This window comes from Providencia sp. 2023EL-00965, assembly GCF_033550225.1.
GTDB lineage: Bacteria > Pseudomonadota > Gammaproteobacteria > Enterobacterales > Enterobacteriaceae > Providencia > Providencia manganoxydans.
In genome coordinates this window covers 377,579-404,114 of sequence record NZ_JAWUEH010000001.1, presented here as the reverse complement: position 1 = coordinate 404,114, position 26,536 = coordinate 377,579, and the positions used below count along the sequence as shown (strand labels likewise).

Below are 26,536 nucleotides of genomic sequence, written 5' to 3'. Positions count from 1 at the left end.
AAGTGGCTACGTTCAGCTTTTATCTATACTCCTCAGTTATCGTCAATTGTGGCCTGAGTTATTTAGAGTATAAATAGTCACATGGGTATTCTTGTGGCAATAAAAGACAAAAAAAGCGACCAAAAGGTCGCTCAGACTGTTGACAAACATAGCATGTTTGGCGGCAGTCGTTAGGGGTTTTGAAATAAACGAGAAAAATCAATTCATTGATTTTCGGCTGATAACACGGAGCGGGAAAAACCCTGCTTTTATCCCGCTTCGTCAGCAACCTCAGCGACCAAAAGGTCGCTCAAATAAAAGTAATCGTACAACTATTGTTGTGCTATTCGCCATTCTTGATAAGTGATCCGACTGGTTTCTTCTATCCTTGTTTCGCCAATTAACTCAATATATTGTGGAGCTAAAGTGGCATAATGGGTAAAGCCACATTTTTCTTGAGCAACTTTGGATTGCGCATTACCTTGGAAATAACCACACCAGAGATTATCCAGTTTTAAATCATTAAAGGCATGGCGCATAATTTCTCGTATCGCTTCGGGTATCAAACCTTTACCCCAAAAAGGCACACCTATCCAATAACTGACTTCTGCATCATTTTCGCCGATCGGAAAATTACTGTCAGCGCTGAAGGATAAACCAATCAAGCCAATAGCTTGGTTATCTTCTTTTAATGCAACGGCGTATATCTCATCACGCATAAATATTTGCTGAATAATCGCTGCACTTTCTTCAACACTTTGATGTGGCGGCCATCCCGCAATAGGGCCAATACGTTCATCTTTAGCATAACGATAAAGGTTTTCTGCATCGCTGAGTTGCCAAGGGCGGAGAATCAATCTTTCGGTATAAAGTATCATTTTTTCATCTCTATATTGATATATGATGAAGCATATTTTAGGTGTTTTTGTGATATATATAAGCGCAAAACCTCGTCAATTTAGGTACTTTTGACAACTATCGTTGTTTTTGATGGAGCAATGGCACTATGGTTAATGGCTTAAGCCAACAATACAGTATTTCTAATAAGGTGAGTATAGGGGCATCAACACTCGACAAGATGTTGTTAGTACCATTAACGCCGAGCTATGTTTCGGTGCTGATATGTAAAAGTGGCTGTGCGGTTTTTAATATTAATTTTATGAACTATGCGGTTAAGAAAAACGATATTATTGTCTTATATGACGATACCTATGTGATGTTGCACCGACGTTCGCGTTTGGCACAGTTTGACATTATTACATTAGAAAAAGCGTTCGCGACCGATGTCGCTTTTAAATTACCAAGCTCACTATTTGCATTCTTTAATCAATCCCCAGTGCTTCAGGTTGCTTTAGCAGAGCAGGTTGTATTACAGCAATGGATGTCATTATTTGTTTATCTTATTCAACAGAAGGGGGAACTTACTGAGTTAATGCTATGTCAGCATGTACAAAACTTTTTCTTATTGATTGCTGAAAAAATCCCTACAACGCTGTTACAACAAAAAATGCAACGTAGCCGTAAAGAGCAACTTTGTTGGCGTTTTTGGAATATGATCACAGAATATTGTCGCGAACAGCGTGATGTTCAATTTTATGCACAAAAATTGTCGATCACACCGTTTTATTTATCCCAAATCACGCGTAATTTTTTTAATGACGCGCCAAAAGCTTTGATTGATAGACAAGTTGTATTGGAAATAAAAGCGCTATTAGGTGCGGGGAAGCTATCAATTAAAGAAATTGCTGCTACCTTAAACTTTGAAGATACATCTTATCTATGTCGTTATTTTAAACGGCATACTGGGCTGACGTTATCTGCATTTAAAAAACACATTGCTCAAGTTTGAGTCATATTTAGTGTGTTTCAATTTGGCTGCTGTGTTTTTTCACAAAATCAATAAAACAGCGTAATCGTGGCGAAACAGCTTGATTGCGGTAATAGACAGCGTGAATTGGTTGCCTTAATTTATTGGTCTGTGCAGTTAATATTTGTACCAACTCACCATTGGCAAGCGCCTCATAGCTGACAAAATCAGAAGAAAGTAAGATCCCACTGCCGTGGAGCGCCAAATGGAGCAACACTTCGCCGCTAGAGGCTGAAATATCGGGTGTAATTTTAAGTGGAGTCCCATCGTCCATATTCAGTGGCCATATATTTAATGACTCAGGCGCGGTGAACCCTAATAAACGGTGATTAGCTAAATCTTCGATACGGGTAGGGACACCATATTTTTTTAGGTATGTGGGGCTAGCAAGTAATCGCCGTTGGCTATAACCAATTAAGGTTGCATTCAGTGATGAATCTTTCAACTCACCAATACGAAAGGCAACATCGGTTTTTTTCTCTAATAAATTGGTAAAACCTTCAAAATTTGTGATTTCTAATTCGACTTGTGGATACTGTTCACTAAATAATGGAATGAGTGGGGCGATGACGCGAGTTAAAAATGGGGTCGATGCATCAATGCGCAATTTCCCTGAAGGGATACTTTGACGCGTTGAGAGCATCTCTTCGGCTTCTTGAGCCAATTGAATTATCTCTCGCGATTTTTGCAAAAATGCGGCACCTTCATCGCTGAGTTTAATTTTACGCGTTGTACGATAAACAAGGGTGGTTTGCATTTTTTCTTCAAGTCTGAGTAATGCTCTACTCACGGTGGATATCGTCAGGTTTAACTGTTCTGCGGCTGCGGTTATCGACCCACAATCAATAACGCTAATAAATACTTGCAACTCTTCAAACGTGATCTTCATTTTTGCAATTTCCGCAAAAGTTTTTTCCACCTTAACGTCTTTTTCATTGCATATCAATGTGGAAAAATCTTGCCCCATCAGATGATTCAATAAACAAATATTTTTATGCTCAATAATTCACAATGCCTCTGAGTCAACATGCTATGCGGAATTATTGTGCCTAATAAGGTCAATTATGAAAATCAATACAGCGTTACTCGCATTAGCTGTCGGTGCTTTTGCTATTGGAGTCACCGAGTTTTCTCCTATGGGGATGTTACCTTACATCGCCGATAATTTGGATGTTTCGATTCCTTCGGTCGGCGCGATCGTGATTATTTATGCGTTGGGGGTCATGATAGGGGCTCCAGTCATGACATTAATTTTAGTCAAATATCGACCTAAGTATGCACTGATCTTTTTAATGTCTATATTTGCTGTTGGGAATTTATTATCGGCGATGTCACCTGATTTAGTGACACTGTCACTTTCTCGCTTTGTGACCAGTCTAAATCATGGCGCATTTTTTGGGATTGGTGCCATTGTGGCTGCAAGTGTTGTTCCACCGAGTAAACAAGCAAGTGCGATTGCCGCTATGTTTATGGGATTAACCATTGCCAGTATAGGTGGTGTTCCTTTGATAACGAAATTGACTCAAGTGATTGGCTGGCGACAAGCGTTCTATCTGATCTCAGTACTTGGTTTCGTCACCATTATCAGCTTGGTTTTAGCGTTACCAAAACATTTAACAGGTAAAAGTGTGAATGTGCGGGAAGAGTTACGTATTTTACGCAAGCCACAGGTGATGTTAGGCATGTTGAGTACTGTGCTCGGCGCTAGTGCAATGTTTACTTTGTATACCTACGTAACACCGATGTTGATGGTATTTATTAATGCATCAGATCAAATGGTGACATTGATGCTGATGATTATTGGTATTGGTTTGACTGTGGGTAACTATCTTGGTGGCTTGTTTGCAGATAAATCATTATATGGTTCATTATTTGCTTTCTTCGCAATGTTGGCGTTGAGTATGGCTATTTTCCCAATTATTGGGACGACGCCAATTGGGGCTGGAATTGGTTTAGCATTTTGGAGTATTTTCAGCTTCAGTATTGTACCTCCATTGCAAATATTGGTCATGAAAGCAGCTACTGGTGCACAAGCCCTAGCTTCTTCTGTAAATATTGGCGCATTTAATTTAGGAAACGCGATCGGTGCGATGATTGGTGCCAGTGTGCTTGCTAATGGCTTCAGTTACGCAATGGTCAGTTATATGGGGACGGTGGTTGCTTTGTTAGGAATATTCGTTCTGTGGATCAAAGTACGTCAACATTCCAAACAAGCGGCTCTACAACAAGTGGCGTGTCTTTCGGATTAAACGGACTGTTTATTAAGGCGTTGTCTTTCATTAATCGCTTGGTTTAGCTCTTGTTCTTGGTGGCTAGGCCGAGCGTTTCTGCTGCTGTAGTCTATGGCTTAGTGCCGAAGATAGTTTATCCCTAATTTACGAGTTCCTATAATTAACAGGGTTAGCTTTATTACTGTCATCATGAATTGGAGACGAAATAATTTGTGAATTAAAAAGCAAGAGATGGAGTTTGTGGTTGGATGATCTTCTCAATAATGACACCATCACAAGCAAGATGGAGTAAATTATCATGACAACAACAAATAAATGGTTAAACGATGAGGCACGTTGGCAAGCAGTTGTTGAACGTGATAAGTCAGCTGATGGTTATTTTGTCTATGGCGTGCGTAGCTCTTTAATCTATTGCCATCCATCAGCAGCGGGTCGTTTACCTAATCGTAATAATATTGAGTTTTTTGATAATGAACAGCAAGCGCTAGATAAGGGTTATCGTCCAGGAAAACGGAGTAATAAGCAGGCGCCACAACTAGAACAGTTTTACCAACAAAAAATAGCTCAAGCTTGTCGATATATTGAACAAAATAATGGTAATGCCAAGCTGGATGAGATTGCGGCTTTTGTCGGGATCAGTCGTTATCATTTTCATCGTCTATTTAAAAACCTCATAGGGCTAACACCTAAAGCCTATGCAATCGCATATCGTCATGGAAAATTACAGCGGCAGCTACAACAGCAACCGAGTATTACTGATGCAATATATGATGCGGGTTTCAGCTCCAATAGTCGTTTCTATGAGACGTCTACTGAACGTCTAGGTATGACACCTACCGCATGGAAAGCGGGTGGAGATGGCTCAAGAATTTACTTTGCATTAGCGGCATGTTCATTAGGGGATGTTTTAGTGGCTCAAAGTGAAGTTGGAGTCTGTGCCATTTTATTAGGCGATGATCCGGAGCGTTTATTACAAGATCTGCAAGATAAGTTCCCTCAAGCCGAACTGATTGGGGGAGATCATCAATTTGAACACGTTGTTGCACAAGTTATTGGTTTTATCGAAGCGCCTGAAATTGGGTTAAAATTACCCTTAGATATTAGAGGTACCGCATTTCAGCAGCGAGTTTGGCAAGCATTACGTTCGATCCCTGTCGGAACAACCGTAAGCTATAGTGATATTGCTAAGCAAATTGGTGATCCGAAAGCGGTTAGGGCGGTGGCGGGAGCCTGTGCTGCCAATATGTTAGCGGTTGCTATACCTTGTCATCGAGTTGTGCGTAATGACGGCTCTTTGTCTGGTTACCGTTGGGGAATAGCGCGTAAACGCAGTTTATTGGATAAGGAGTCCATCAACAAATAATTAGGAATGGTTAATCTTTGTTGCACCATTAATTATTTGAGTGAATTATTGTGTTTGAACGCTGTTCTACTGTTTTTAATACGAATAAAAAGCGACCATTGAAGACAAGTTGCCTAAGTTTAAAAAATAACCGTAGCTAACTATTGTTTGTAATTATTATATCTCGTTAACACTTTTCCAACCTAATATGGGCAAATGACCTATTGTGACCATCAAGCCTTTTGTATGTTTTGCTCCAATTAAAGCAACACGAAAAGGAATATATGATGGTCACCAGTATCTACAAAGATTTATCGTTAGCACCAGCAGGTGAGCAAAAAATTGCTTGGGTACGCGCCCATATGCCACTGTTACGTGCTCTTGAAGCGCGCTTTACACAAGAAAAACCCTTCGCAGGAAAACGTATCGCACTCTCTATTCACCTTGAAGCGAAGACCGCTTATCTGGCTCAAGTCTTTGCGGCTGGAGGAGCAAAAGTTTCTGTTACAGGTAGTAATCCAATGTCAACCAAGGACGATATTGTCGCGGCTCTAGTCAAAAATGGCATCAATACGTTTGCCATTCATGGTGCAAGTGCTGAAGAATATCAACAATTTGTTAAGCAGACCCTTGCTTGTGAGCCACACATTGTGATTGATGATGGTGGTGATTTGGTGCATGAGTTGCACAGCGTTTACCCTGAATATGCTAATCACGTGATTGGTGCTTGTGAAGAAACAACCACGGGTGTATTGCGCGCAATGGCCCGAGAAAAAAGTGCTGAGTTAAATTTCCCTGTTATTTCAATTAATGGCGCACAATCAAAGCACTTGTTTGATAATCGTTACGGCACTGGGCAATCAACATTTGATGGCATAATGCGCACAACGAATCTCGTGATTGCAGGAAAAAAAGTGGTGGTTGCCGGTTACGGCTGGTGTGGTAAAGGCTGTGCGATGCGTGCTAAAGGTCTCGGCGCTGAAGTCATCATTACCGAAATTGATCCAATTAAAGCATTGGAAGCCAAAATGGATGGTTTTGAGGTGATGACAATGGAAGCCGCTGCACCACTTGGGGATATTTTTGTCACTGCAACAGGCTGCTGTGATGTATTAACTGATGTTCACTTTAATTTAATGAAAGAAGGTGCATTGATCAGTAACACTGGTCACTTTGAAGATGAAATCAATCTTAAAGCACTACAAGAGATCGCTATTTCAACGTTTGAAGCACGTGAAAATATCGAAGCATATCGTCTACAAAATGGCCGTACGGTTTATTTACTCGGTCGTGGTGCATTAGTGAATATTGCTTGTGCTGATGGCCATCCCGCAGAAATCATGGATATGAGCTTTGCTTTGCAAGCACTCGGTGCTGAGTATTTGTTAAAACATGATCTTGAAAACAAAGTCTATGCGGTTTCTGATGAAATCGACAGCGAAGTAGCACGTTTGAAATTGCAAGATATGGGTGTTTCTTTCGATATGCTCAGTGATAGGCAATATCAGTATTTAAATGCGTTTGAGCTGAAATAAAAGCAGGCGGAGGACGTTGATGTCGATACTGAATAGCCTTTTGGGTATTGCAGTCATCTTATTGGTTGCCTACCTATGTTCGAACAACCGCCGCAGGATCAGTCTGCGGCTTGTTTCCATCGCATTGCTAATGCAATTTTCCTTTGCCTTTTGCATGCTTTACCTTCCTGTGGGCAAGCAGGTTATGATGTGGATGGCAGATAAAGTCACGGCATTATTAGACTATACCCAAACAGGAACGCAGTTTTTGCTCGGCGGCTTAGCAACCGATAAAATGTTTGATCTGCTAGGTGCTGACGGATTTATCTTTGTATTCAAAGTATTGCCTGTTTTAGTGTTTTTATCAGCACTGTCAGCTTTGTTGTTCCATATCGGTATTATGCAAAAGCTAATCATTTTGATTGGGGGGGCATTACACCGTTTATTGGGGACTTCCCGTGCAGAATCTATGTCATCTGCTGCGAATATTTTTTTGGGGGTAACTGAGGCTCCGCTGGTTATTCGTCCCTATTTGAAATATCTATCCTCATCAGAATTTTTCACCATTTTAGTCGGTGGGATAGCCTCTATTGCAGGGACTGTATTATTGGGCTATGCGCAATATGGCGTTAAAATTGAGTATCTTCTTGCTGCATCTTTTATGTCTGCGCCAGCAGGGTTATTATTTGCAAAAATATTTTTCCCTGAAACCAAAGAAAATAGTGATAAGCACACGACAGCAACATCCATGAAAGGGGAAAAATCAGAGTACCGTAATAGTATTGATGCGGTGACTCAAGGTGCTAGCGTCGGTGTTAGTATGACATTAAACATAGCAGGTATGTTGCTGGCATTGCTGGCGATTATTGCGATGTTTGATGGAATTATGATGTGGGCCACGAGTTTCACGGGCTATGAGGTTTCGCTCACTCAGTTGATCGGGTGGTTATTTTCACCTGTTGCTTGGCTGCTAGGTGTTGATTGGCAGGAGGCTCAGTTTGCAGGGCAACTATTAGGGCAAAAAGTATTATTCAATGAATTTATTGCCTATGCTAATCTACAGCCTTATTTGGATGGTTCGATTCTACCTGCGACAGGTGAGGCTCTCAGTGCGAAAACACAAGTGATCTTATCTTTTGCACTGTGCGGTTTCACTAATATAGGTACTATCGGTATCGCGATAGGTGGGATTGGTGCAATGTGCCCTGAGCGCAGAGGGGAGCTAACAAGCATCGCATTTAAAGCATTTGGTGCAGCAATTTTAGCTAACTTAATGAATGGTGCTGTGGCTGGATTAATTTTAGGTTAACTAACTATTAAATGGTGGCACTATGATGGATGAAACGCCTTTTCGTGAGTTATGGCTGAAGTTTAGTGAACAAGAGCTATTGCCCGATGTGGATTGGCTATTTCGTCATGCGCCACCTTCAGTTAAGAATACTTTTTGTACTATTCACTTACAAGAAGGCTATAAGCTGATCCAACAAGGCACTGAAAATCAATATACCTATATTATTATTGAAGGTGAGTTTGTGGTAAACAAACTCGCCGACAATGGTAAAGAGTTAGCATTAACCTTTTGTTATAAAGGGGAATTCTTAGGGGAAATGGAAGCGCTGTGTCAGCAAAAACACTACTGTTATGACGTCATTGCATTAACAGATGCAAGAGTGATCCGTATACCAACTGACAGCTTTTTAGTTTGGTTGTCGCAAGATCATCGCTTATCTATTTTATTGAATCGTCAATTAGCCAAACGCTCACTGATTAATGGCGAACAGCGCTTAATGACCGCAGTGGATTCAATCGAAAAAAACCTGTTGTATATATTGACGCAGATTTCAAGCCATCAAATTCGCCTACCACGAGAAACGCTTGCCGCGATTTTAGGTACTTCACGCCGCCATCTGGATAAAGTGCTGTTTAAATTAAAAGAGCAGGGTATGATCCGACAGGAAGGTCAAATTATACTGCTAAGTAACTAAGTTTATTGACACTGATAATATCTTTTTATATGCTGATATATCTACATTTGTTCTTCTTATAAATCTCCTTTTTTACCTCTTTTTTCGTCCAGTATTACCTTCTGTTTTAAATTCCAAACTCCAAAAAAACATTCCATTTCTTTGCTGTAGCTTTTGCTAGCGGCGGGTTTGTTATTGTCTTTTTATCTACGAATAAGGTTAATGATGTTATCTCAACGCTATTTATTATTGGTTTTCGCCGCTGCGGTTTATTTGGTGGGTACCACTGAATTTATGTTATCAGCGACATTAACGCCTCTCGCTGAAGTCTTTTCCGTCGATCCTATTCAAGTATCATGGCTAATATCTGCTTATGCATTAACTTATGCTATTACCGCGCCAGTACTAGGTTATTTTTCAGACCGTGTTGATCGTCGAAAGTTATTATTAGCGGGGATGCTTTTATTTGCCATTGATAGTTTGGCAATAATTGTGTCACCGAGCTTCGGTGTTGCGTTAATTTTTCGTATTTGTGGTGGTTTAGCATCTGCGATTATTGTTCCCACCGTATTTGCGCTTATTGCAGACATTGTGCCATCGTCACAGCAACCTGTCGCAATGGGGCAGGCCATGTTGGGTATGACACTCGGTATTGTATTAGGGCCAGTATTTGCAGGCGTTTTGACAGAGTATGCTGCTTGGTATGTGCCATTTATCATGACTGCAATCGGCAGCTTTATCGTGTGGTTTTGTGCATATCGCATATTGCCAAGTCATCAACCCTACGATATTCGGCAAAAACAAGCCAGTTTTCGCTGGTTACGTGACTTTAAACTAATACGCCTTGTTGGAGCAAAGGCCCTATGGAATGGCTCTGCGGTTAGTGTTTTTCTATTAGCTGGTGAAGTACTACGCCATAAATTTAAGATTGATAGCGCGGTGATTGGCATGGTGATCAGTGCATTTGGGGTTGGCTTATTGGTAGGGAATTGGCAAGTTAAATCGCTTAGTAAAATTCTCTATAATAATCATCAACGATTATTATCTGTGGTGACCTTGATGTCTATTGCAATCATTGTATTCATGATGGCCAATTATTCTTTGTTGATAGCGATAGTTATTTTATTTATTTGGGGCAATTTTCTAGGAATGGCCGCACCGCTCAGTGCAAGTATTATTGCCACCGAAAGTGGTGAAAATAAAGGGCAGGTGCTAGCCGTTTCAGAGAGTTTGAATAATATTGTCTTATTTACAATGCTGCCATTTTTATCATGGTTATTGAACCAGTTTGGGTTAAAAGAAGTGGGGGCGATGGTGGCAATCATACTTGTTAGCGCATTGTTAATCAGTTTATTTTCCATGCGGAAAAACCAAGAAGGGTGAGCGTTATAGGCTTTCACCCTTAAGTGTCATGATTCAATTTTCAACGGACTTTTGGGCTTTACACTCATCCCTTTTAGCATGCTCATCCAGGCCAAAACGGTGACTCCCATCAATATGATAAATATAGTTTTAGGTGGGAATTCAGTTAAAACAACCCCTGTTAACATGGGGTTAAAGGCGCCACCTAATAAGCCAAGTGCTTGTGCAGAAAAATAGCTCGATTTCATGCCTTCAGGAGCAATGTTATCAATTAGCATATATTCACCAGGCGCATAAATAATCTCACCTAAAGTAAACACAAACGAAGCAAACGCCCATAGATAAAGATTTTCACCTGCCTGCATAAACGTTGCTAAGCCAGCAACAAAAAATACCGTTCCAATAGTCATATAACGCTTTAAATTATCGCGATGTAAACGTTTACCCACAACATATTGTAAGGTCACTACGACAATTGCATTCACAGGAAGAATAACGCCGATAACGGATTGAGCAAAATCACTGTTTGCAACGGTTATCACATATTGTGATATCCAAGTCATAAACGAGCCAAACACTAATGATCCGAGAAAGGTAGATAAGATAAACCAAGCCAATGCGCGATCGTAGAGCATTGCCATCGGGTTCCACACAACGGATTTACCTTCTGTATTTTGTAACGGCTTTACACTTTGTACAAAACGTTGCACAAAGAAAATGGGCAATGCTGCGGACACGGCTGCTAGCCAGAAGGGTAAATTAATACTATACATGAGCAGCCAAGTGCCTATTGGAGGGCCAACAGTCCAACCAATATTGAGGAAGGTATAGTTAAGTGAGAAGACCTTAGCTTTAATATTAATTGGTAATGTATCTGAGAAATAACCTTTTAATACGGTGGCGAATACAGAATATGAACAGTTAATCAGTGAAAAAAACACTACCACTAATGCCGCATGATTAGTGAGTGGAATGGCAATAAAACCGCAAATAAACGCGATGATAGCAATAAGCATACAGCGCTTTTTATCGACCCGATCAGCCAAAATACCAAATACAATGCTAAACAGTACACCGACTGTTAAGGCTAATGACATGGCAAATCCGACAATATCAATTGCCATTTGATATTGTCGCGTGAGGTATATTGCCATAAAGGGCAATGTTGCGCCGCGCCCAATGGTCAATAGCAGTGACGAACAGAGTAAGGCACTATTTGAGATATTTGATTTTGACAACATGAACTCACGATCCAGATTTTATTATTATGATGTTGTGATTATAGATATAAACTACCGAATTTTGTGGTCACTGGAAATCGCTTATGTGCTATGAAAATCAAAAAATAGAAAAACAAAATATTCCATCATACCTATCTGGGATTACGATTTTAAAGATAGAAAATAGTATGTAAGTAGTTATTTTTCTAGATTATCCTACTGCTGTTTTTTTATGCATGAACGCATTAAGGGTCATCAAGCCTTACAATTTACAGTGTAAGGCTTGATGGGAGATTATAACAAGATTGGGTTATCGTAAATCACTGGCATCATGGCGTTCACGCACTTGTTGTGCAGGATCGCCTTGTAAGCGATTTACCCTGCGGCCACGTTGTACAGCCGGACGTGCATAGACTTCATCAGCCCAACGTATCAAATGTTTATATTCATGTACGCTCAGGAATTCGCCTGCATCATATTGCCAACCTTTGACTAAAGCACCGTACCAAGGCCAGATAGCGATATCAGCGATAGAATAATGTTCACCTGCTACAAACTGATTTTGGGCTAAACGTTTATCTAACACATCGAGTTGACGCTTCGTTTCCATGGCAAATCGGTTGATTGGGTACTCAAATTTTTCTGGTGCGTAAGCAAAGAAGTGTCCAAACCCCCCACCTACGAAAGGTGCTGAACCCATTTGCCAAAATAGCCAAGACAACGTTTCTGCACGTTCAGGTTGGGTGGTTGGTAAAAATGTAGAAAATTTCTCGGCTAAATAGGTCAGAATCGAACCTGATTCAAATACACGAATGGGCTGAGAACCACTTCTATCAACGAGAGCAGGAATTTTTGAGTTAGGATTGATTTCTACGAACCCAGAACCGAATTGATCACCATCACCAATATTAATGAGCCAAGCATCATATTCAGCTTCTTTAATACCTAATTCAAGTAGCTCTTCTAACATGATGGTGACTTTTTGGCCGTTTGGTGTTCCTAAAGAGTAGAGTTGTAATGGATGCTTACCAATAGGCAGCTCTTTCTCATGTGTTGCACCAGAAATAGGGCGGTTGATATTAGCAAACTTACCGCCATTACCGGCTTCCCTATGCCAAACTTTAGGTGGCGTATAGGTTGAATTGCTCATTTTATCTCCTAATTAGCGTTCCCACCAGATGAGGTAGGAACGTAAGATTTATAAGGATGCAACATAAACACGGCGACTGATTTCAGGTGTAATATCATGATGTTCACCTAACGCGGTCATACCATTTTTCGTCAAACTCTCGATCAACGGCTCAATAACATCTTGACCAAGGTTATAGTCACTTAAACGTGTTTTGACCTGCATGCGTTCAAAAAACTCGCGTGTTAGTTCAATGGCCTGTAATGCCTTTTGTTTATCTGAACCATCATGAACTCCCCATACTTGTTCAGCATACTGAGCGAGTTTAGCTTGTTTTTGTGGTAATTTCTCAATCAACATAGAAGGTAAAACAATAGCGAGTGTTTGTGCATGGTCTAAACCATATAACGCGGTCAACTCATGGCCTAACATATGCGTCGACCAGTCTTGAGGGACACCAACACCAATTAAGCCATTCAAGGCCAGTGTGGCAGTCCACATTAAACTCGCTCTGATATCGTAGTCGTGTGGGGTGGCTAAGGCTTTAGGACCAATATCAATCAAGGTTTTTAATAACCCTTCAGCAAATACGTCTTGTACCGGCGCATTCGCGGGATAGGTTAAATATTGTTCCATTACGTGGACAAATGCATCCACAACACCATTACTGATTTGGCGTGGTGGAAGTGTAAAAGTTTTTACTGGATCTAAAATGGAAAACTGTGGATAGACACTATCATGCATAAATGCCCGTTTGGATTGTGTCGCTTCACGTGTGATCACAGAACCTTTATTCATTTCAGATCCTGTTGCAGGTAGCGTTAAAACGGTACCAAAAGGTAGGGCGGAGGTCACTTTTGCACCACCACTGGTCAAGATGTCCCAGCTATCACCTTCAAAATTAACAGCTGCGGCAACAAATTTGGTGCCGTCAATCACTGAGCCACCACCTACAGCTAATAGGTAGTCATAGCCTTCTTGCTTAATTTGTTCGACAGCCTTGATTAATGTTTCATAACGTGGGTTGGCTTCGATGCCGCCAAATAGGCCAATTTGGCGGTGACCAAGTGCTTTTTCTACTTCATCTAATGTGCCTGTTTTACGGGCACTTTCGCCACCAAAAAGAATCAATACTTTCGCTTCTTTAGGGATCAATCTGTTCAACTCAACGATTTTTCCTTCACCAAATACAATACGGGTTGGGTTATAAAATTCGAAATTGTTCATGTACAGACCTTATTTCAGCATGGGAGGAGTAGGATCCTTCTCGTCAATATGTTCTTAACGATGAAGAAAAGCTTAATGAGATCATTAGGCAGTTGAATGCACTAATCAAATAACTAACCTAGCTATATTCTACATATATTAAGTAAATTTGTATTATCGCAATATGCGATTTTTTATAAATAATTATAATTATTAATGATTGGGTATTTATTGTTAGTTGTAGGTAGTTATTGGTGCTGCAAAATTATTAAGTGAAAATTTTATTTTTACGAGTAAAAAGGAATGGTGAAAAATGAGTAGATAAGGAGAATTCAATGATTAAATTAAATAATAAACCAATATTACTATTGCAACCAGAAACATCATTAAACCACCAAACAGTAGAATCCACACAAGGTGAGCATATAGATCAACTGGTTAAAAAGGTCAGTGAAACGTCAGGACTTGTCAGTACACATTTAGATCCTTTACAAGCTGTTGCACAAACGCAAAACTGTATTATCGGTATTCGACCTGTTGATCGACTAGCCACAGATCTTATTGCCGCAGGGTATCCTACTAAAAGCTTTCATATTAAAGGAAAAAGTGCTTCATGGGGGGCTCAAGCAGGGTTGATTTGTACCGATCAGCGGTTTAGTAAATTAGAAAATAAATCAACTGAACAAATAAAAAAATACAATCGTTTGATTGAACAATGCATTGCAGAACAGCATGCTGAGTCAGTGCCATTGGCGGTCACTTATGATCGCTTACATACATTATGTCAGCTCAAAGCCATTGATTCTCTGTCACTTGAAAATGAAGATGGCATTATCCAATTCACAGCAACAGCGCCAAGTCTTCAAACGTATCAATTTGAAGCTAAATGGGACGTTGGGTATCAGAGATACCTTGTTTCTTACCATGGAAAACAGCTACAAGTACTTTCACCTAAACAATCGACACTGCCTTTGACAGCGGACTATGATTTGTTACTGATTGGCCCCTGTTTGGAGGATTTTGGCGTAAAAGATAATCTACCAATTCAAGATGTAGCCCATGAAGTTTTCTTACGTCGATTTAGCCAGTATCGTCGCACCTCAACGGATTCAGCGTTATTTCAATACTATAAAGATCCGCAGAATTTTTATAAAAATGAAGATAAAGAAATTGGAAATGCTTCGTTACGTGTTCGTGAAATGATCCCATTGATCAACCAAGCATTGGTTGGTGACGGTGAAAAAGTGGTACATCACAGCATTGATGCGACTAATCCAGTTAGTGAATTAGAGGCTAATTTCCCTGCAACTTTTGCGTTACCCCGAAAGATAGGTCACTTTGACCCATTGTGCATGATCAATACTAAAGAAGAGTTAGTTGAGCTGGTCAAAGCAGCGAAAGCAGAGGGATATCATATTAAAACTAATCCACTATGGGAAAAAGAGTTGCCACAGGTGAGAAGGCCGAGCTTCGACCAAGCGCAACGAAAGTTTTCTCTTAATAAATAAAATAATGATTATCGAACGCAAGTGGTATAGAGGGGACTACGCCTCCTGAGCCCGCTTGTATTCACAGCATATTACTTGTTTTTACTGATGATTTGATTTGACAACTGATCTGCCTAATCAAAGCATGTTAAGATATTTATCGGTTTTAAGCGTTATTTTGTTTGTTGCTAGGTCATGGAGTTTAGTTATATGAGGCGTTTTATTCGTGTGGAGCTTCCACCTGAACCCGTTATCAATGATAAATGTGTAAGAAAACGCCTCAAAAATAGCGTTTGTGACAGCTGTGCACAAGTTTGTCCTGTCGATGCGATTACCTTTGATACTATGGATGCGGTAATCAATAATCAACTCTGTTATCAATGTGGCAATTGCTTATTTTCTTGTCCTGTTGATGCGATTGATAACATTTCTCCCCATGAACGTACCTATCAGAACAATCATTTAGTGATCAGCCATGATGAACCTTTAGCCAGCGTGGAAGAGCTACTGGTTTGGCATAAGCAATATCAAATCGATGGTATAGAAATTGCGGAACCGTTAGTTGATAAATGGTTACCTGTATTAGCGGCGCTTAACTTAAAACTTAAAACACTTCAAGAGCCTGTTTGGCAATTGATCATGACGCAACCACCTGAGGTAGATAGTGGTCGTCGTTTAATGTTTTTCCGACAAAAGTTAGACGAGGTACCTTTAAATAAAGGGCAAGTGCGTACAGGACTCAATGCACGTAAGCAGTTCTATCCGCAAGACAGCTGGTTTCATATTGAGTTAGATCCGGAAAGTTGCATTCTTTGTGGGGCTTGTGCCAAGGTTTGTGATGAGCAAGCGATTACTTTTGGCGATCATCAATTTAATTTTGATGAAAAACGTTGTACAGGGTGTATGAGTTGTCAGGTGGTTTGTTTTCCTAAATCGATCCAAGTTAAACCGCATGTAGCAAAAGACAGTGAATCCGTTACTTTCCAATACTACGATGCGCATTGTGAGCGATGTCGATTGCCTTTCTCTGCTTGGCAGCAAAATGAGCGTTTGTGCCCAATTTGTATACAACATAAAAAACAGGGCTGGTTATAATTTATAAGACCGCGATAAAACGATTTCGTTAAAAGTTATTCAGTGCTAGCTCAGCTTGTAACCTGAATAAGGATATTTTTCGCCAATTGCTTGGCATCTAGATAAGATATTTATTCATGAGTTATTAGGGACACTATATTATATCTGTAGTGATTAAATCACACGGTATAAATCGTAAGAAATAGCCATATTTTATTGATAACGTATAAAAATAAATTTTACTTATAGTAAAAATAAAATAAATTCCAATTATTATTTTAAATATGACATCACTAACAGAAAAGCTCTCAGTGTTCTGCTAATGTTTATCAGTAAAGGAAAATATACTTTATTGAATAGTCGCTATGCGTTAATAATATAATCAATAATTGACGAAACAATTACCTTATGTAAGTAGTTCATAATCACAGTCTGAGACAATAGTATTTAGAGTTGAATAATTATGAAAATAAAAAGTATAAAAGTTGAAAACTTTAGGCTACTTAAAAATAGCTCATTAGATATGACAGATGGCCTAACCTTGATAGTAGGAAAAAATAACACAGGTAAAACATCTTTTGTAGTTTTACTCGAAAAATTTCTATCGAAGCCAAATCCTTCATTTAACTTTAGTGACTTGCCTGTTTCTGTAAGAAATAAGCTCTACGAAATATCTGAGGAAACAAATATAGATGAATTGAGCATAAGGCTATGTATATCTGTAGAGTATACGGATGAAGATGATCTAAAGCATATTTCCAATTTTATGTTAGATTTAGAACCAGATAAATCAATTATCAACATTATGTTTGAAGCACGCCTAGAGCGAGATGCTTTGCTTCATCGGATGCCAATCAAAAAAGAAGGTATAGATGATGCTAAATATATTACTGAAAAAAGAAATTTTATAGAGAGAAATTTCAGTAAATTTATAAAAACATCAATATACGCCTATGATGATTCGGGATACGAAGGAAATGAGCCTTATTATCTTCACAACAGAGAGGAATTAGAAGAAAAAGAGTTTAAGGATGTTTCTAATCTCCTCAATTTTCAAGTAATACATGCCAGAAGAAATGTCGCCAGTTCAGATGAAACAGGTAAGAGCCCGTTATCTGCGGTAACAACTCAGTTTTTTAAGAAATTAAACGACTCAAATGATGAACGACTTGAACAAGTTAGGATGGCATTAATTGATATAGATAATGATTTAGAAACGCAGTATTCGAATGTCTTTAGTGGTTTTTTATCAAGTGCGGCTAACTTTCTCAATTTGGATAGTTTGAAGGTAATTTCGAATATTGAAGCGAGCTCTCTAATAGGTTCTTCTTCTAAGGTCATTTATGGGACAGCAGAAGAACATCTGCCCGAAAATCTTAATGGACTTGGTTATTTAAATATTTTATATCTCTTGCTTCAGATTGAGATGATGAGAAAGGAGTTCGAGGAGTCTTCATCAGACATTAATTTGTTATTTATAGAAGAGCCAGAGGCACATACGCATCCTCAAATGCAATCAATTTTCTCAAAAAAAATCCGAGAGGTAGTAAACGAAATAAAAGGACTACAGGCTATTATTACTACCCATTCATCCTATATAGTTGCTAATTCTGACTTTGATAATATCCGATACCTCTTGAAGGATGAAAATTCAAATGTCGAATTTAAAAATTTTCATACTGAACTTGCTAAAAAATATAAAGAAGAACAAGGTAATGAGAATGGTGCAAATTTATACAAATTCTTAGAGCAGTACCTTAAGATTCAAAATGCAGAGCTATTCTTTGCTGATAAGGCAATTTTTATTGAAGGGACAACCGAGAGGATTTTGCTACCTTGGTTTATCAAAAAGTATGATGAAAAATGTGATGAAGGAAGCCAACCAATATCTTCGCAAAATATTTCAATAATAGAAGCTGGTGCAAACGCTAAAGCTTTTGCTCCATTTTTAGAATTTATTGGTATAAAGTCACTAATCGTCACAGATCTTGATTCAACAAAGTCAGAAGTAAAATCAGATAAAAATGGTCAAGACAAAACGTCATATGTGGCATGCCCAGTTTCAGAGTCATCACATACCAGTAATGAAACACTGAAGCATTTTTTTTCTGCTCCTGACCTGAAAGATCCTCAATTTCCTGAATGGTTTAACAAACTAAAATGTGGGAAATTAGCTGAAACTGCTAGTTGTGTAAAGGTTGTTTATCAAACGAAGGAAAATAGTTATCAAGCCAGATCTTTTGAGGATGCATTTTTCAATTCTAATAAAGCTAAATTGAAAAGGGTCTGTGCTGAGTGTGAAGTTCTAGGCCTCAAGAATAAGGATATGATTGCAACAATAGAGATGACGGATATCTATGAATTGACAAATAAAGTAATTAATAAAAAATCTGACTTTGCAGCATCATTGCTTTATTTATGTCTTACAGGAGAGGCTGATTGGGATGCACCAGAGTATATTAATGAGAGACTAAAATGGATAAGTCAGTAATGTTACCTTTAGAAAAAATACAAGAATGTATAGCTCTTGGGCAGTCTTTCGTTTTACAGGGAGGGGCTGGAAGTGGTAAGACAGATACATTAAAAAAAACAGTCAAATTTTATCTTGAAAATTACCCTGACAAGAAAATTATTTGTATCACCCATACTAATAAAGCTGCTGATGAAATAGTTGGGCGTGTGGGGGCAGAAGTTGAAGTATCCACAATTCATTCGTTTATTAGCAGACTTATAAAACCATATAAACGTAATCTTCTAAAATTACTACCAGAGTTATTCTGTCTTCCTCTATTCGAGGAGTTGAGTATAGAGCATTACAATGGTGATGATAAAATAAGAAGGACTGAAGAATATAAGAGATTTAAAGCACAGCATAGATCCTTAGCTAAAAAACGTTCTCGCATATTACAAGAAGATACAGGGCAAGTTACTGGAAAACGTGAATACGACAAAGATCCTAGTGCATACAACGCATTATTGAATAATGATATTGAACAGCTAAATAAAGCAATACGAGAAGCTATCAAACAGCACCATTTTAATGATGTTGGATATAATGATTCGCGATTTGACAACTTTGAAAATGCCACGTTTGGTCATGACGGCCTTATTAAAATAGCTTCGCTGCTATTTTCTCAATATCCAAATTTGGGGAAAATAGTTCGTGATAAATATGACTGTGTATTTATCGACGAATACCAAGATACCAGCGAAAATATCATTCACTCATTGATTTATTCTACTCCTGAAACAGGGCTAACCATAGGTTTGTTTGGTGATAGTGAGCAAGCAATTTATGAAGGAGGGATAGGATCAGCAAAAAAATTTATCAATGATGGAAAATTAACATTAATTGAGAAAGAAGATAATTTTCGTTGTTCACCTCAAGTCATCGATGTAGCGAATAAATTTCGCTCTGATAATTTGATTCAAAAAGTTGCGTTGAAGGAAATTGATGGGATCATTGAAACGATTGAAGAGCGGGAGGGTTCTGCTGTTTTTTGCTACTCAGTAAAGCCTCCAGAACCTGAAAAACTTGCCTTGCCTAAAAAAGGAGATACTGATGAAATTAAAAATCATTACTTAATTGCGAAAGATAAGTATGACCAGCAATTGAAGGAATATGAGCAGGATATTTCGAGGCGACTGGACGATTTAGTTATTTTTGCGAGAGCTGATATTGGAGAGCATGTGTTACTGAAATTGCCCAATAAATCGGTTGCGAGTGATGCTGGTTTTGGGTGTTTGTATGAGTTGTTTGATGATAGGTTTTCTGATGCACGAGACAGAATTAAAAAAAACCTTGATAGGCTTCAATTTGATCAGCTTACTAAATTATTACAGCTTTTTAATAGTTCAAAGGATGATAAACGCTCATACAACAAGTTAATAGTGCTGTTGAAAAAACAAGGATTCCTTATTAAAACCAAGCAGGACAAAAGAGGCTTGCATCATATACTACAGGAGTTATCTACGTCTAATGAGCCTGCCTATACTGTTATGAGCCGAGCCATTGAAACTGGGCTGATTTCGTTATCTGAAAGCCATAAGTTTTACCTTAAACGCAAAGAGAGTGAGCTGGAAAGAATTAATAAAGATAGCAAGATTATTGCTTTTAAAAAATTACAACAATCTGGATGTAATTCAATAAATCAGATGTGTGATTATGTTAAAAAAAATAATCACACTGATTTGACTATTGAAATGATTGAAAAGCACTACGAGCAGCTGAGTAAAGATATTAAAATCGAGAGGTTCTATTCTGGATTGTTTGGTGATGCTCTGAGCTTTAGCGAAGTATTAGCATTTTATAAATATGAAAGTGATGATAGTAATTTTATGACAATGCATAAAACTAAAGGAACAGGAATTGAAAATGTTATTGTGGTTTTAGACGAGTTCAAGTGGTCTAAGTATGATTTTGCAAGCTGCTTTAGGTCGGAAACAAGTAATCCTGTTAGGCAAGCTCTCACAAGAAAACTACTATATGTGGCATGCTCCAGAGCAAAGAAAAACTTACGCTGTGTAATGCTTCTTGATAGTGATGATGATTTAGTAAATATAGAGAATTACTTCGACAATATTGTACATGTTGATTTGTGAGAGCCACTATACTCATCCCTTTATATAGTAGTGATTTTCAAGCTTATCCATTGATATATGAAGATAAGTATAGTGGATGTCAGCCTATAGAGCCTTTGGTTAAAATAATGGCTTCAAAGATGAAAAATGTACATGCCGTTGTATATAGCGTGTACATTTTTAAATGCTACTAGAAGAGAACATCGTAAATAGTTATTGCGTATTCACACACGAATGAACATATTACTTACGCTATTCATCAAAAAAGACCTTGTTAAAGCTATTAAGCACTCACAGAATTTAAATGTGTAATGATTTTATCGGCTATTAGAGGAATTAATAGTGGTGGCGTTTCATGCCCCATACCTGAGATCAAATCAAAAGTAGCATTTGCAATATTGTCGGCAATATCTTTCCCAGCAGCGGTAGGGAACAATGGATCTACTGAACCGTGGATCACTAGCGTTGGTGCCGTGATCGTGGTTAAGTGAGGGCGCATATCTCCCGTAATAGCGACCGCAACTAGCTGGCGTTTAGTCCCTTCTGGTGAATAATTGCGTGCTAAGGCTTGCAGTATATAATGACGATAATAAGCTTCATCGAATGGAAAAAGTGTCGAGCTGATACGCCGATAAAATGCCAATTGACCTTCTAGATACCCATCAAGATCTTCTTTTGGATTTGCACCTGAACTCATCAACAGTTGCATCACGTCAGGCTCTGGCTGTGGTAAAGCAGGGTTGCCTGTACTTGACATAATAGGACATAAACTTAATACGTTTTCAGGCGCTAAAGCCGCAACTAATTGTGCAACCATCCCCCCCATTGAACGACCAATAATATGTGCTTTTTCAATCGATAGTTGGTTTAACAGCCTTAGAACATCTTCCGCCATATCAAATAAGGTATAAGGAATATCAACGTGTTCACCACGTTGTAATCGTTCAATCAATTCAGGAATATTGATCGCAGGGAAATGATCAAAATGGGGTGACAGACCACTGTCACGGTTATCAACACGAATTATATAATAACCTGCATTTACCAGTCGTTGGCAAAAGTCTTCTGACCAACTAATGTTATGGCCACCTAAGCCTGGTATCAATACGACCGCAGGGTTAGCGCGATCGCCAAATGAATCATAATAGAGTGTAATTGGCGCATTATTAGTCATTTTATATCCAAATATTGTGAATTAGTTTGTTATTTATCGAACAAAAACATATGCAAAGTAACAATAAAAAAACTTAAAAGTCATCTGAAAACACCTTAACCTTTGCGGTAGCTTAATAAAAGAATTAAAGTTGCAAGCAGCAAAAGTAAAGCAATCGATAGATTCGTGTAAAAATCACTCAAAGCGACAGTAAACCCACCTAAAGTAGAGCCTGCTGCAATGCCTAAATTGAAAAAAGCGATGTAAAGGGAACTGGTGATCTCAATATATTTGTGGCTATGAATTATCATCCATGTCATTAGTACAACAGAAACTCCACCATACATAAAACCCCATAACAACATAGTTATACTACCAGTAATGCTATTTATAGGCAGTAGTATAAATATCGTTAGAGATGCGCAGATCCCCAAAATAATCGTGATTATTGTTGAAGTTAACCAGCGACTGGCACAGAGCCCTAAAACAAAGTTACCGGCTATACCCGCTAAGCCATATATCAGCAGTATCCCACTGAGTTGTTGGCCATTGATTTGGCCTTCAACAGTGAGTAATGGGCGAATGTATGTAAAAGCCATAAAGTGAGCCGCAACTATTAGTAAGGTAATACTTAAACCAATCGTAATAACAGGCCGTTTAATTTGTTTAATAAACAGGCTAATCGTTGGAATTTGCAAACTAGGTAAGCTTGGTAAACTATAGGCCATGAAAAATAATAGTAATAACGAAAAGCCCCCCATTGCCATAAACACGCCACGCCAGCCAAGCCATTCACCAATAAGTACACCTAAAGGAATGCCAATAACAGAAGCCGCGGCTACACCACCAAAAATTAATGATGTCGCAAAACCAATATGCTTTACAGCAACTAAACGAGGTGCAAGTCCACCCGCATTTGCCCAGATAATGCCAATGCAAATACCAACAAAAAATCGACTGAGTAATAGTAACCAAAAGTAAGGTGTTACCGCTGCGACAAAGTTACACATGACCAAGAGCATGGCTCCAAACAATAGAACTGTTTTACGATCAAAGCGCCCAGTAAAAAGTACAATTAAAGGTGAACTAATTGCCGCAACCATGGCGGGTATTGTCATCAACAAACTGACACTGGAAAAAGACACCGAGAATTGTTCAACGATAGGGTTTAATAAGCCAATAGGTAACATTTCTGTGGTAACAACGGCAAAGGTAGCCAACGAAGCGGCAATAACGGGCCACCATGAATATTTAATTGTGGAAGTTTCTATCATCACTATTTTCTACATGTTATTAAAAAAAGTACGCAAATCATATAGGGGAAGGTATGATGGATAAATATGACTATCGTCACATTATTGGGGACAAATTGTGTCAAATAAATCAAGGTTATTGATGGATAATCTGACTGATTTAAATGTGTTAGTCGATGTAGTTGAAACGGGGAGTTTTACTCTATCGGCTGAACGACTACAGCTATCACGTTCCGCAGTTGGCAAATGCATAGCTCGTTTAGAAGCTCGTTTACAGGTTAGATTACTGCATCGTACAACACGTAGTATTCGTCTGAGTGATGAAGGACAAGCTGTGTATGAATCTGCATTACGCATTTTGGCTGAAATTGACCAAATCGAAAATACACTTAGCCAAGGGCAACAACAACCACGAGGACTATTAAGAATTACCGTTCCTGTGGTATTTGGACGACGTTTCGTAATGCCTATTGTGCAGCTTTATCTATCACATTGGCCTGATGTTGAGGTTGATGTCGATTTTTCAGATGATTATTGCGATATCATCCGTGATGGGTTTGATGTGGCAATCAGGATCGGTGGTAACGACGACAATCGATTGATCCGTAAAGTATTAGCACCTCATCGTTATATTACTTGTGCTTCACCAATGTATTTACAGCAGTATGGCACTCCTCTGTCTCTGACTGATTTAGCACAACATCAGCTGTTGGGATTTCGCCATAGAGGGAGTAATGTACCTTGGCACTTTAAAACAGAACAAGGCAAAACCAACTATGCTGTGAATGGACGGTTATTACTCAATGATACTGAAGCGATCCTCAATGCTGCTATACAAGGACAAGGGATTTGTCAGCTAGGCGCATTTTTGGTGAGTGAGTCGATTCAAAATGGCCAACTTCAACCTTTGTTGATGCAAAACTCTCAACCAGAGCCTCCTGTATGTGCTCTTTATCCAACAAAGCGCTATCTGCCTCCAAAGGTTCGCTTATTTTTACAACTTTTTGATGAATATTGGCAAGGGAAAGCGGTTTGGGAACAAAATCATTAGCCTTGATTATGTCTTGGCATAGCGGTAATAAATAGAAATACGGAAAACATCCCAATGTTGAGCGACAGTGTCTATTGATTTTTTGATATCTAAGTAACACCTTCATTTCTGAAATTCAGACTAAGATTTGATCTGATAATATCGACATTGTGCCATTGCCCGCCTAAATTATATATAGGCGGGTTATTTGTAAATCTATTATGTCGTCAGATCGGTTGTTAATCCTCTCCTTATCTCTTATCTAGCGTTTCATTCACGTGTAACAATTACTCACGAAAAGGTTGCAGTTATGCGTAAACTATTTCGTATTCGTCAACAGATAATACTGAGCATGCTGACTTTTATGGTTGAAACGGCACAAGGAGGAAACTGCACGGGAGAACTAGGGGTTTATGTTTGTTCAGGGGGGATCACTGACAATGACCAAACAATTATTCTACTTGGTGTTAGTGGTAAACCTACCATAGTGACGACAACAGACGGATTTGGCCTTTCAACTCAAAGCAATTATTCCATGATGTTAGCATCTAATGGCAATGGCATAACGTTGATTGATGATTATAAATCAACTATTTCCAGCGTTGGCTTTGGGATGTACGTATCAAGTGAAAATGGCGATCTTTTCGTCAAGCTAACCGGAGATGTCATTAATTTAGGTGATATAGGTCTTGCCGCTATAGCCGCAAGTATTAGTAAAAATGCAGAGGAGCTGACTTTGCAAGTTGCTAATACATTAGTTACTGACCATTATGCGAGTGCAATTAATGTATCGAGTTTTGGAGAGAATGGTAAAAATATTACTTTAATTGCTACAGGGGATACAGTTTCTACAAATGGCTGGGGGATCACAGGCACAAGCTATGCCGATAATGCATATATCACAGCAACTAATATTATTGCTGGTATAGGCGGTATTTCATTTCAAAATTATGGCAATGGAGAAAGCATTATTAATACAACCCATTGAATCGATACCTACAGAAGCGCTGACTCTACCTATCGAACCCGCTCTCTCTACTGAAACAAAGATATCAACTGAACCGACCTTGATTGAAGAGAGTGTTGCAATTGAAAGGCCTGAGCTCGGGATTTATTCGGCAAGCCTATCAACAGCAAATACATTATTTATACCTTCACTCCAAGATCGTAAAGGTGTCGCTCAAGAAGTTGGTGTGGCATTACGTATTTTCCAACCGTTTGGGATCATGCAAGCTCAATCACAAACTACAAATACCAAAAGACTTAACAATTTATGGATCCGCAGTGAAGGTCGCCACCAGCAAATAAATGATACACACGCTCAACTAAAAACACAGTCTAACAGTTATGTTTTTCAGCTAGGAAAAGATTTAGTACAGTGGGTTGAACAGAAAGTCGCTCGTTTTAGTTTTGGTGTGATGGCAGGTTATGGTGAAAGCCGTAGCAATACTCACTCAAGTCTTTCTCATTACAATGCAGAGGGGATGTTACGCGGTTACAGTTTTGGAGTGTACGGGTTAGGAGGGGCAAATACTGTTGATAATACCGGTTTATATGTCGACACTTGGTTAATGTATAGCCTATTTAACAACACTGTTTCAGGCGAAGGATTAGCAAGTGAACAATATAAATTGAAAGGGATAACTAGTTCTATTGAGGCTGGCTATACGCTGAAATTGGCTGAAAACACGACAAAAAATATCGCTTATTTTATTCAGCCTAGTGTACAGTTAATTTGGATGGGAATTAAACCCGATATTCATTACGAAGCAAATGGTACTGAAGTGAAAGGTATTGGTGATGGTAATATTCAATCACGTGTAGGTATTAGACTATTAATCAATGGAGTGAATGTTCAATCTACAGATAAAAATAGCCTGTTTTATTCCTATATTGAAGCAAATTGGAACCATAATAGTAAGGATTTTGGCGTGAGTGCCAATGGTGTCATTAGTACACAGAAAGGGAAAAAGGACACTGGAGAATTAAAGTTTGGTATCGAAGGGCAGTTGAATAACCAATTGAATATATGGGGTAATGTAGGTTACCAAATAGGTAGCCATGGTTATCATGACTCAATACTAATGTTAGGTGTTAACTACCCGTTTTAATCGCTTATTTATAGCGCTATTCGAGCTAAAAAT

At 38.8% G+C, this 26,536-nt stretch carries 21 protein-coding genes; 14 read left to right on the top strand and 7 right to left on the bottom strand.

Features of this window, described 5'->3' with window-relative positions:
* Nucleotides 1–311: 311 nt before the first annotated feature.
* Nucleotides 312–857 (bottom strand): GNAT family N-acetyltransferase, encoded by a 546-nt coding sequence (locus tag SC428_RS01830; protein ID WP_283125746.1) that lies wholly within the window; start codon nucleotides 855–857, stop codon nucleotides 312–314.
* A 128-nt stretch (nucleotides 858–985) separates the two neighbouring features.
* Between SC428_RS01830 and SC428_RS01825 the strand changes: the two genes are divergently transcribed.
* Nucleotides 986–1,828 carry a helix-turn-helix domain-containing protein gene (locus tag SC428_RS01825; RefSeq protein WP_318705720.1) on the top strand — a complete coding sequence of 281 codons (843 nt, stop codon included), beginning with the start codon at nucleotides 986–988 and terminating at the stop codon, nucleotides 1,826–1,828.
* Nucleotides 1,829–1,835: 7 nt separating this feature from the next.
* On the opposite strand, the gene SC428_RS01820 is transcribed toward SC428_RS01825, so the two are convergent.
* Entirely contained in the window at nucleotides 1,836–2,735 is a 900-nt protein-coding gene (locus SC428_RS01820) for a LysR family transcriptional regulator (protein WP_180737793.1), read from the bottom strand.
* A 175-nt stretch (nucleotides 2,736–2,910) separates the two neighbouring features.
* Here SC428_RS01820 and SC428_RS01815 point away from each other — a divergent pair, with 175 nt between their 5' ends.
* The 6 genes from SC428_RS01815 (at nucleotide 2,911) to SC428_RS01790 (ending at nucleotide 10,280) form a co-directional block, all read left to right on the top strand.
* Nucleotides 2,911–4,095: an MFS transporter gene (locus tag SC428_RS01815; protein WP_140180064.1), complete on the top strand. Its 1,185-nt coding sequence runs from the start codon at nucleotides 2,911–2,913 to the stop codon at nucleotides 4,093–4,095.
* Between the two features lie 280 nt (nucleotides 4,096–4,375).
* Nucleotides 4,376–5,440 carry a bifunctional DNA-binding transcriptional regulator/O6-methylguanine-DNA methyltransferase Ada gene (gene ada / locus SC428_RS01810; RefSeq protein ID WP_070927967.1) on the top strand — a complete coding sequence of 355 codons (1,065 nt, stop codon included), beginning with the start codon at nucleotides 4,376–4,378 and terminating at the stop codon, nucleotides 5,438–5,440.
* Between the two features lie 266 nt (nucleotides 5,441–5,706).
* Nucleotides 5,707–6,954 (top strand): adenosylhomocysteinase, encoded by a 1,248-nt coding sequence (locus SC428_RS01805; RefSeq protein WP_070927969.1) that lies wholly within the window; start codon nucleotides 5,707–5,709, stop codon nucleotides 6,952–6,954.
* A 19-nt stretch (nucleotides 6,955–6,973) separates the two neighbouring features.
* Nucleotides 6,974–8,242: a NupC/NupG family nucleoside CNT transporter gene (locus SC428_RS01800; RefSeq protein ID WP_318705719.1), complete on the top strand. Its 1,269-nt coding sequence runs from the start codon at nucleotides 6,974–6,976 to the stop codon at nucleotides 8,240–8,242.
* A gap of 22 nt (nucleotides 8,243–8,264) precedes the next feature.
* Entirely contained in the window at nucleotides 8,265–8,918 is a 654-nt protein-coding gene (locus SC428_RS01795) for a Crp/Fnr family transcriptional regulator (protein WP_070927973.1), read from the top strand.
* 201 nt (nucleotides 8,919–9,119) lie between these two features.
* Nucleotides 9,120–10,280, top strand: a complete 1,161-nt coding sequence (locus SC428_RS01790) for an MFS transporter (RefSeq protein ID WP_318705718.1) — start codon at nucleotides 9,120–9,122, stop codon at nucleotides 10,278–10,280.
* Between the two features lie 26 nt (nucleotides 10,281–10,306).
* On the opposite strand, the gene ydeE is transcribed toward SC428_RS01790, so the two are convergent.
* The 3 genes from ydeE to SC428_RS01775 form a co-directional block, all read right to left on the bottom strand.
* A complete protein-coding gene (gene ydeE / locus SC428_RS01785) occupies nucleotides 10,307–11,500 on the bottom strand; it encodes an efflux MFS transporter YdeE (RefSeq protein WP_272579838.1) in 1,194 nt (397 codons plus the stop codon).
* Between the two features lie 289 nt (nucleotides 11,501–11,789).
* On the bottom strand, nucleotides 11,790–12,629 hold the full coding sequence (gene yghU / locus SC428_RS01780; protein WP_318705717.1) for a glutathione-dependent disulfide-bond oxidoreductase: 840 nt from the start codon (nucleotides 12,627–12,629) through the stop codon (nucleotides 11,790–11,792).
* Nucleotides 12,630–12,677: 48 nt separating this feature from the next.
* Nucleotides 12,678–13,835: an iron-containing alcohol dehydrogenase gene (locus SC428_RS01775; protein WP_070927978.1), complete on the bottom strand. Its 1,158-nt coding sequence runs from the start codon at nucleotides 13,833–13,835 to the stop codon at nucleotides 12,678–12,680.
* A 314-nt stretch (nucleotides 13,836–14,149) separates the two neighbouring features.
* Here SC428_RS01775 and SC428_RS01770 point away from each other — a divergent pair, with 314 nt between their 5' ends.
* The 4 genes from SC428_RS01770 to SC428_RS01755 all read left to right on the top strand — a co-directional run bounded on the left by SC428_RS01770 (nucleotide 14,150) and on the right by SC428_RS01755 (nucleotide 20,977).
* On the top strand, nucleotides 14,150–15,322 hold the full coding sequence (locus SC428_RS01770) for an anthrax toxin-like adenylyl cyclase domain-containing protein (RefSeq protein ID WP_318705716.1): 1,173 nt from the start codon (nucleotides 14,150–14,152) through the stop codon (nucleotides 15,320–15,322).
* 189 nt (nucleotides 15,323–15,511) lie between these two features.
* A complete protein-coding gene (locus SC428_RS01765) occupies nucleotides 15,512–16,396 on the top strand; it encodes a 4Fe-4S binding protein (RefSeq protein WP_318705715.1) in 885 nt (294 codons plus the stop codon).
* Nucleotides 16,397–16,838: 442 nt separating this feature from the next.
* On the top strand, nucleotides 16,839–18,866 hold the full coding sequence (locus SC428_RS01760; RefSeq protein ID WP_318705714.1) for an ATP-dependent endonuclease: 2,028 nt from the start codon (nucleotides 16,839–16,841) through the stop codon (nucleotides 18,864–18,866).
* Nucleotides 18,851–20,977 carry an ATP-dependent helicase gene (locus SC428_RS01755; RefSeq protein WP_318705713.1) on the top strand — a complete coding sequence of 709 codons (2,127 nt, stop codon included), beginning with the start codon at nucleotides 18,851–18,853 and terminating at the stop codon, nucleotides 20,975–20,977. The genes SC428_RS01760 and SC428_RS01755 overlap by 16 nt, the downstream gene beginning before the upstream one ends.
* A 262-nt stretch (nucleotides 20,978–21,239) precedes the next feature.
* On the opposite strand, the gene SC428_RS01750 is transcribed toward SC428_RS01755, so the two are convergent.
* The gene (locus tag SC428_RS01750; RefSeq protein WP_318705712.1) at nucleotides 21,240–22,130 is read right to left on the bottom strand and encodes an alpha/beta hydrolase; all 891 of its coding nucleotides are present in this window, start codon (nucleotides 22,128–22,130) and stop codon (nucleotides 21,240–21,242) included.
* A gap of 95 nt (nucleotides 22,131–22,225) precedes the next feature.
* Nucleotides 22,226–23,383: an MFS transporter gene (locus SC428_RS01745; RefSeq protein ID WP_318705711.1), complete on the bottom strand. Its 1,158-nt coding sequence runs from the start codon at nucleotides 23,381–23,383 to the stop codon at nucleotides 22,226–22,228.
* A 97-nt stretch (nucleotides 23,384–23,480) separates the two neighbouring features.
* Here SC428_RS01745 and SC428_RS01740 point away from each other — a divergent pair, with 97 nt between their 5' ends.
* The 3 genes from SC428_RS01740 (at nucleotide 23,481) to SC428_RS01730 (ending at nucleotide 26,503) form a co-directional block, all read left to right on the top strand.
* Nucleotides 23,481–24,413 (top strand): LysR family transcriptional regulator, encoded by a 933-nt coding sequence (locus SC428_RS01740; protein WP_233445674.1) that lies wholly within the window; start codon nucleotides 23,481–23,483, stop codon nucleotides 24,411–24,413.
* A 289-nt stretch (nucleotides 24,414–24,702) separates the two neighbouring features.
* Nucleotides 24,703–25,380 (top strand): hypothetical protein, encoded by a 678-nt coding sequence (locus tag SC428_RS01735; RefSeq protein WP_070927989.1) that lies wholly within the window; start codon nucleotides 24,703–24,705, stop codon nucleotides 25,378–25,380.
* Nucleotides 25,349–26,503 (top strand): autotransporter outer membrane beta-barrel domain-containing protein, encoded by a 1,155-nt coding sequence (locus SC428_RS01730; RefSeq protein ID WP_318705710.1) that lies wholly within the window; start codon nucleotides 25,349–25,351, stop codon nucleotides 26,501–26,503. The genes SC428_RS01735 and SC428_RS01730 overlap by 32 nt, the downstream gene beginning before the upstream one ends.
* Nucleotides 26,504–26,536 lie beyond the last annotated feature (33 nt).

Bases quoted from the DNA above. Each gene is read 5' to 3' on its own strand.
- SC428_RS01820 (WP_180737793.1), bottom strand. From the start codon at position 2,735: ATGAAGATCACGTTTGAAGAGTTGCAAGTATTTATTAGCGTTATTGAT.
- SC428_RS01830 (WP_283125746.1), bottom strand. From the start codon at position 857: ATGATACTTTATACCGAAAGATTGATTCTCCGCCCTTGGCAACTCAGC.
- SC428_RS01755 (WP_318705713.1), top strand. From the start codon at position 18,851: ATGGATAAGTCAGTAATGTTACCTTTAGAAAAAATACAAGAATGTATA.
- SC428_RS01735 (WP_070927989.1), top strand. From the start codon at position 24,703: ATGCGTAAACTATTTCGTATTCGTCAACAGATAATACTGAGCATGCTG.
- SC428_RS01790 (WP_318705718.1), top strand. From the start codon at position 9,120: ATGATGTTATCTCAACGCTATTTATTATTGGTTTTCGCCGCTGCGGTT.
- SC428_RS01730 (WP_318705710.1), top strand. From the start codon at position 25,349: ATGGAGAAAGCATTATTAATACAACCCATTGAATCGATACCTACAGAA.
- SC428_RS01775 (WP_070927978.1), bottom strand. From the start codon at position 13,835: ATGAACAATTTCGAATTTTATAACCCAACCCGTATTGTATTTGGTGAA.
- SC428_RS01750 (WP_318705712.1), bottom strand. From the start codon at position 22,130: ATGACTAATAATGCGCCAATTACACTCTATTATGATTCATTTGGCGAT.
- SC428_RS01770 (WP_318705716.1), top strand. From the start codon at position 14,150: ATGATTAAATTAAATAATAAACCAATATTACTATTGCAACCAGAAACA.
- ada (WP_070927967.1), top strand. From the start codon at position 4,376: ATGACAACAACAAATAAATGGTTAAACGATGAGGCACGTTGGCAAGCA.
- SC428_RS01795 (WP_070927973.1), top strand. From the start codon at position 8,265: ATGATGGATGAAACGCCTTTTCGTGAGTTATGGCTGAAGTTTAGTGAA.
- SC428_RS01815 (WP_140180064.1), top strand. From the start codon at position 2,911: ATGAAAATCAATACAGCGTTACTCGCATTAGCTGTCGGTGCTTTTGCT.
- SC428_RS01765 (WP_318705715.1), top strand. From the start codon at position 15,512: ATGAGGCGTTTTATTCGTGTGGAGCTTCCACCTGAACCCGTTATCAAT.
- SC428_RS01760 (WP_318705714.1), top strand. From the start codon at position 16,839: ATGAAAATAAAAAGTATAAAAGTTGAAAACTTTAGGCTACTTAAAAAT.
- SC428_RS01825 (WP_318705720.1), top strand. From the start codon at position 986: ATGGTTAATGGCTTAAGCCAACAATACAGTATTTCTAATAAGGTGAGT.
- SC428_RS01745 (WP_318705711.1), bottom strand. From the start codon at position 23,383: ATGATAGAAACTTCCACAATTAAATATTCATGGTGGCCCGTTATTGCC.
- SC428_RS01800 (WP_318705719.1), top strand. From the start codon at position 6,974: ATGTCGATACTGAATAGCCTTTTGGGTATTGCAGTCATCTTATTGGTT.
- yghU (WP_318705717.1), bottom strand. From the start codon at position 12,629: ATGAGCAATTCAACCTATACGCCACCTAAAGTTTGGCATAGGGAAGCC.
- SC428_RS01805 (WP_070927969.1), top strand. From the start codon at position 5,707: ATGGTCACCAGTATCTACAAAGATTTATCGTTAGCACCAGCAGGTGAG.
- ydeE (WP_272579838.1), bottom strand. From the start codon at position 11,500: ATGTTGTCAAAATCAAATATCTCAAATAGTGCCTTACTCTGTTCGTCA.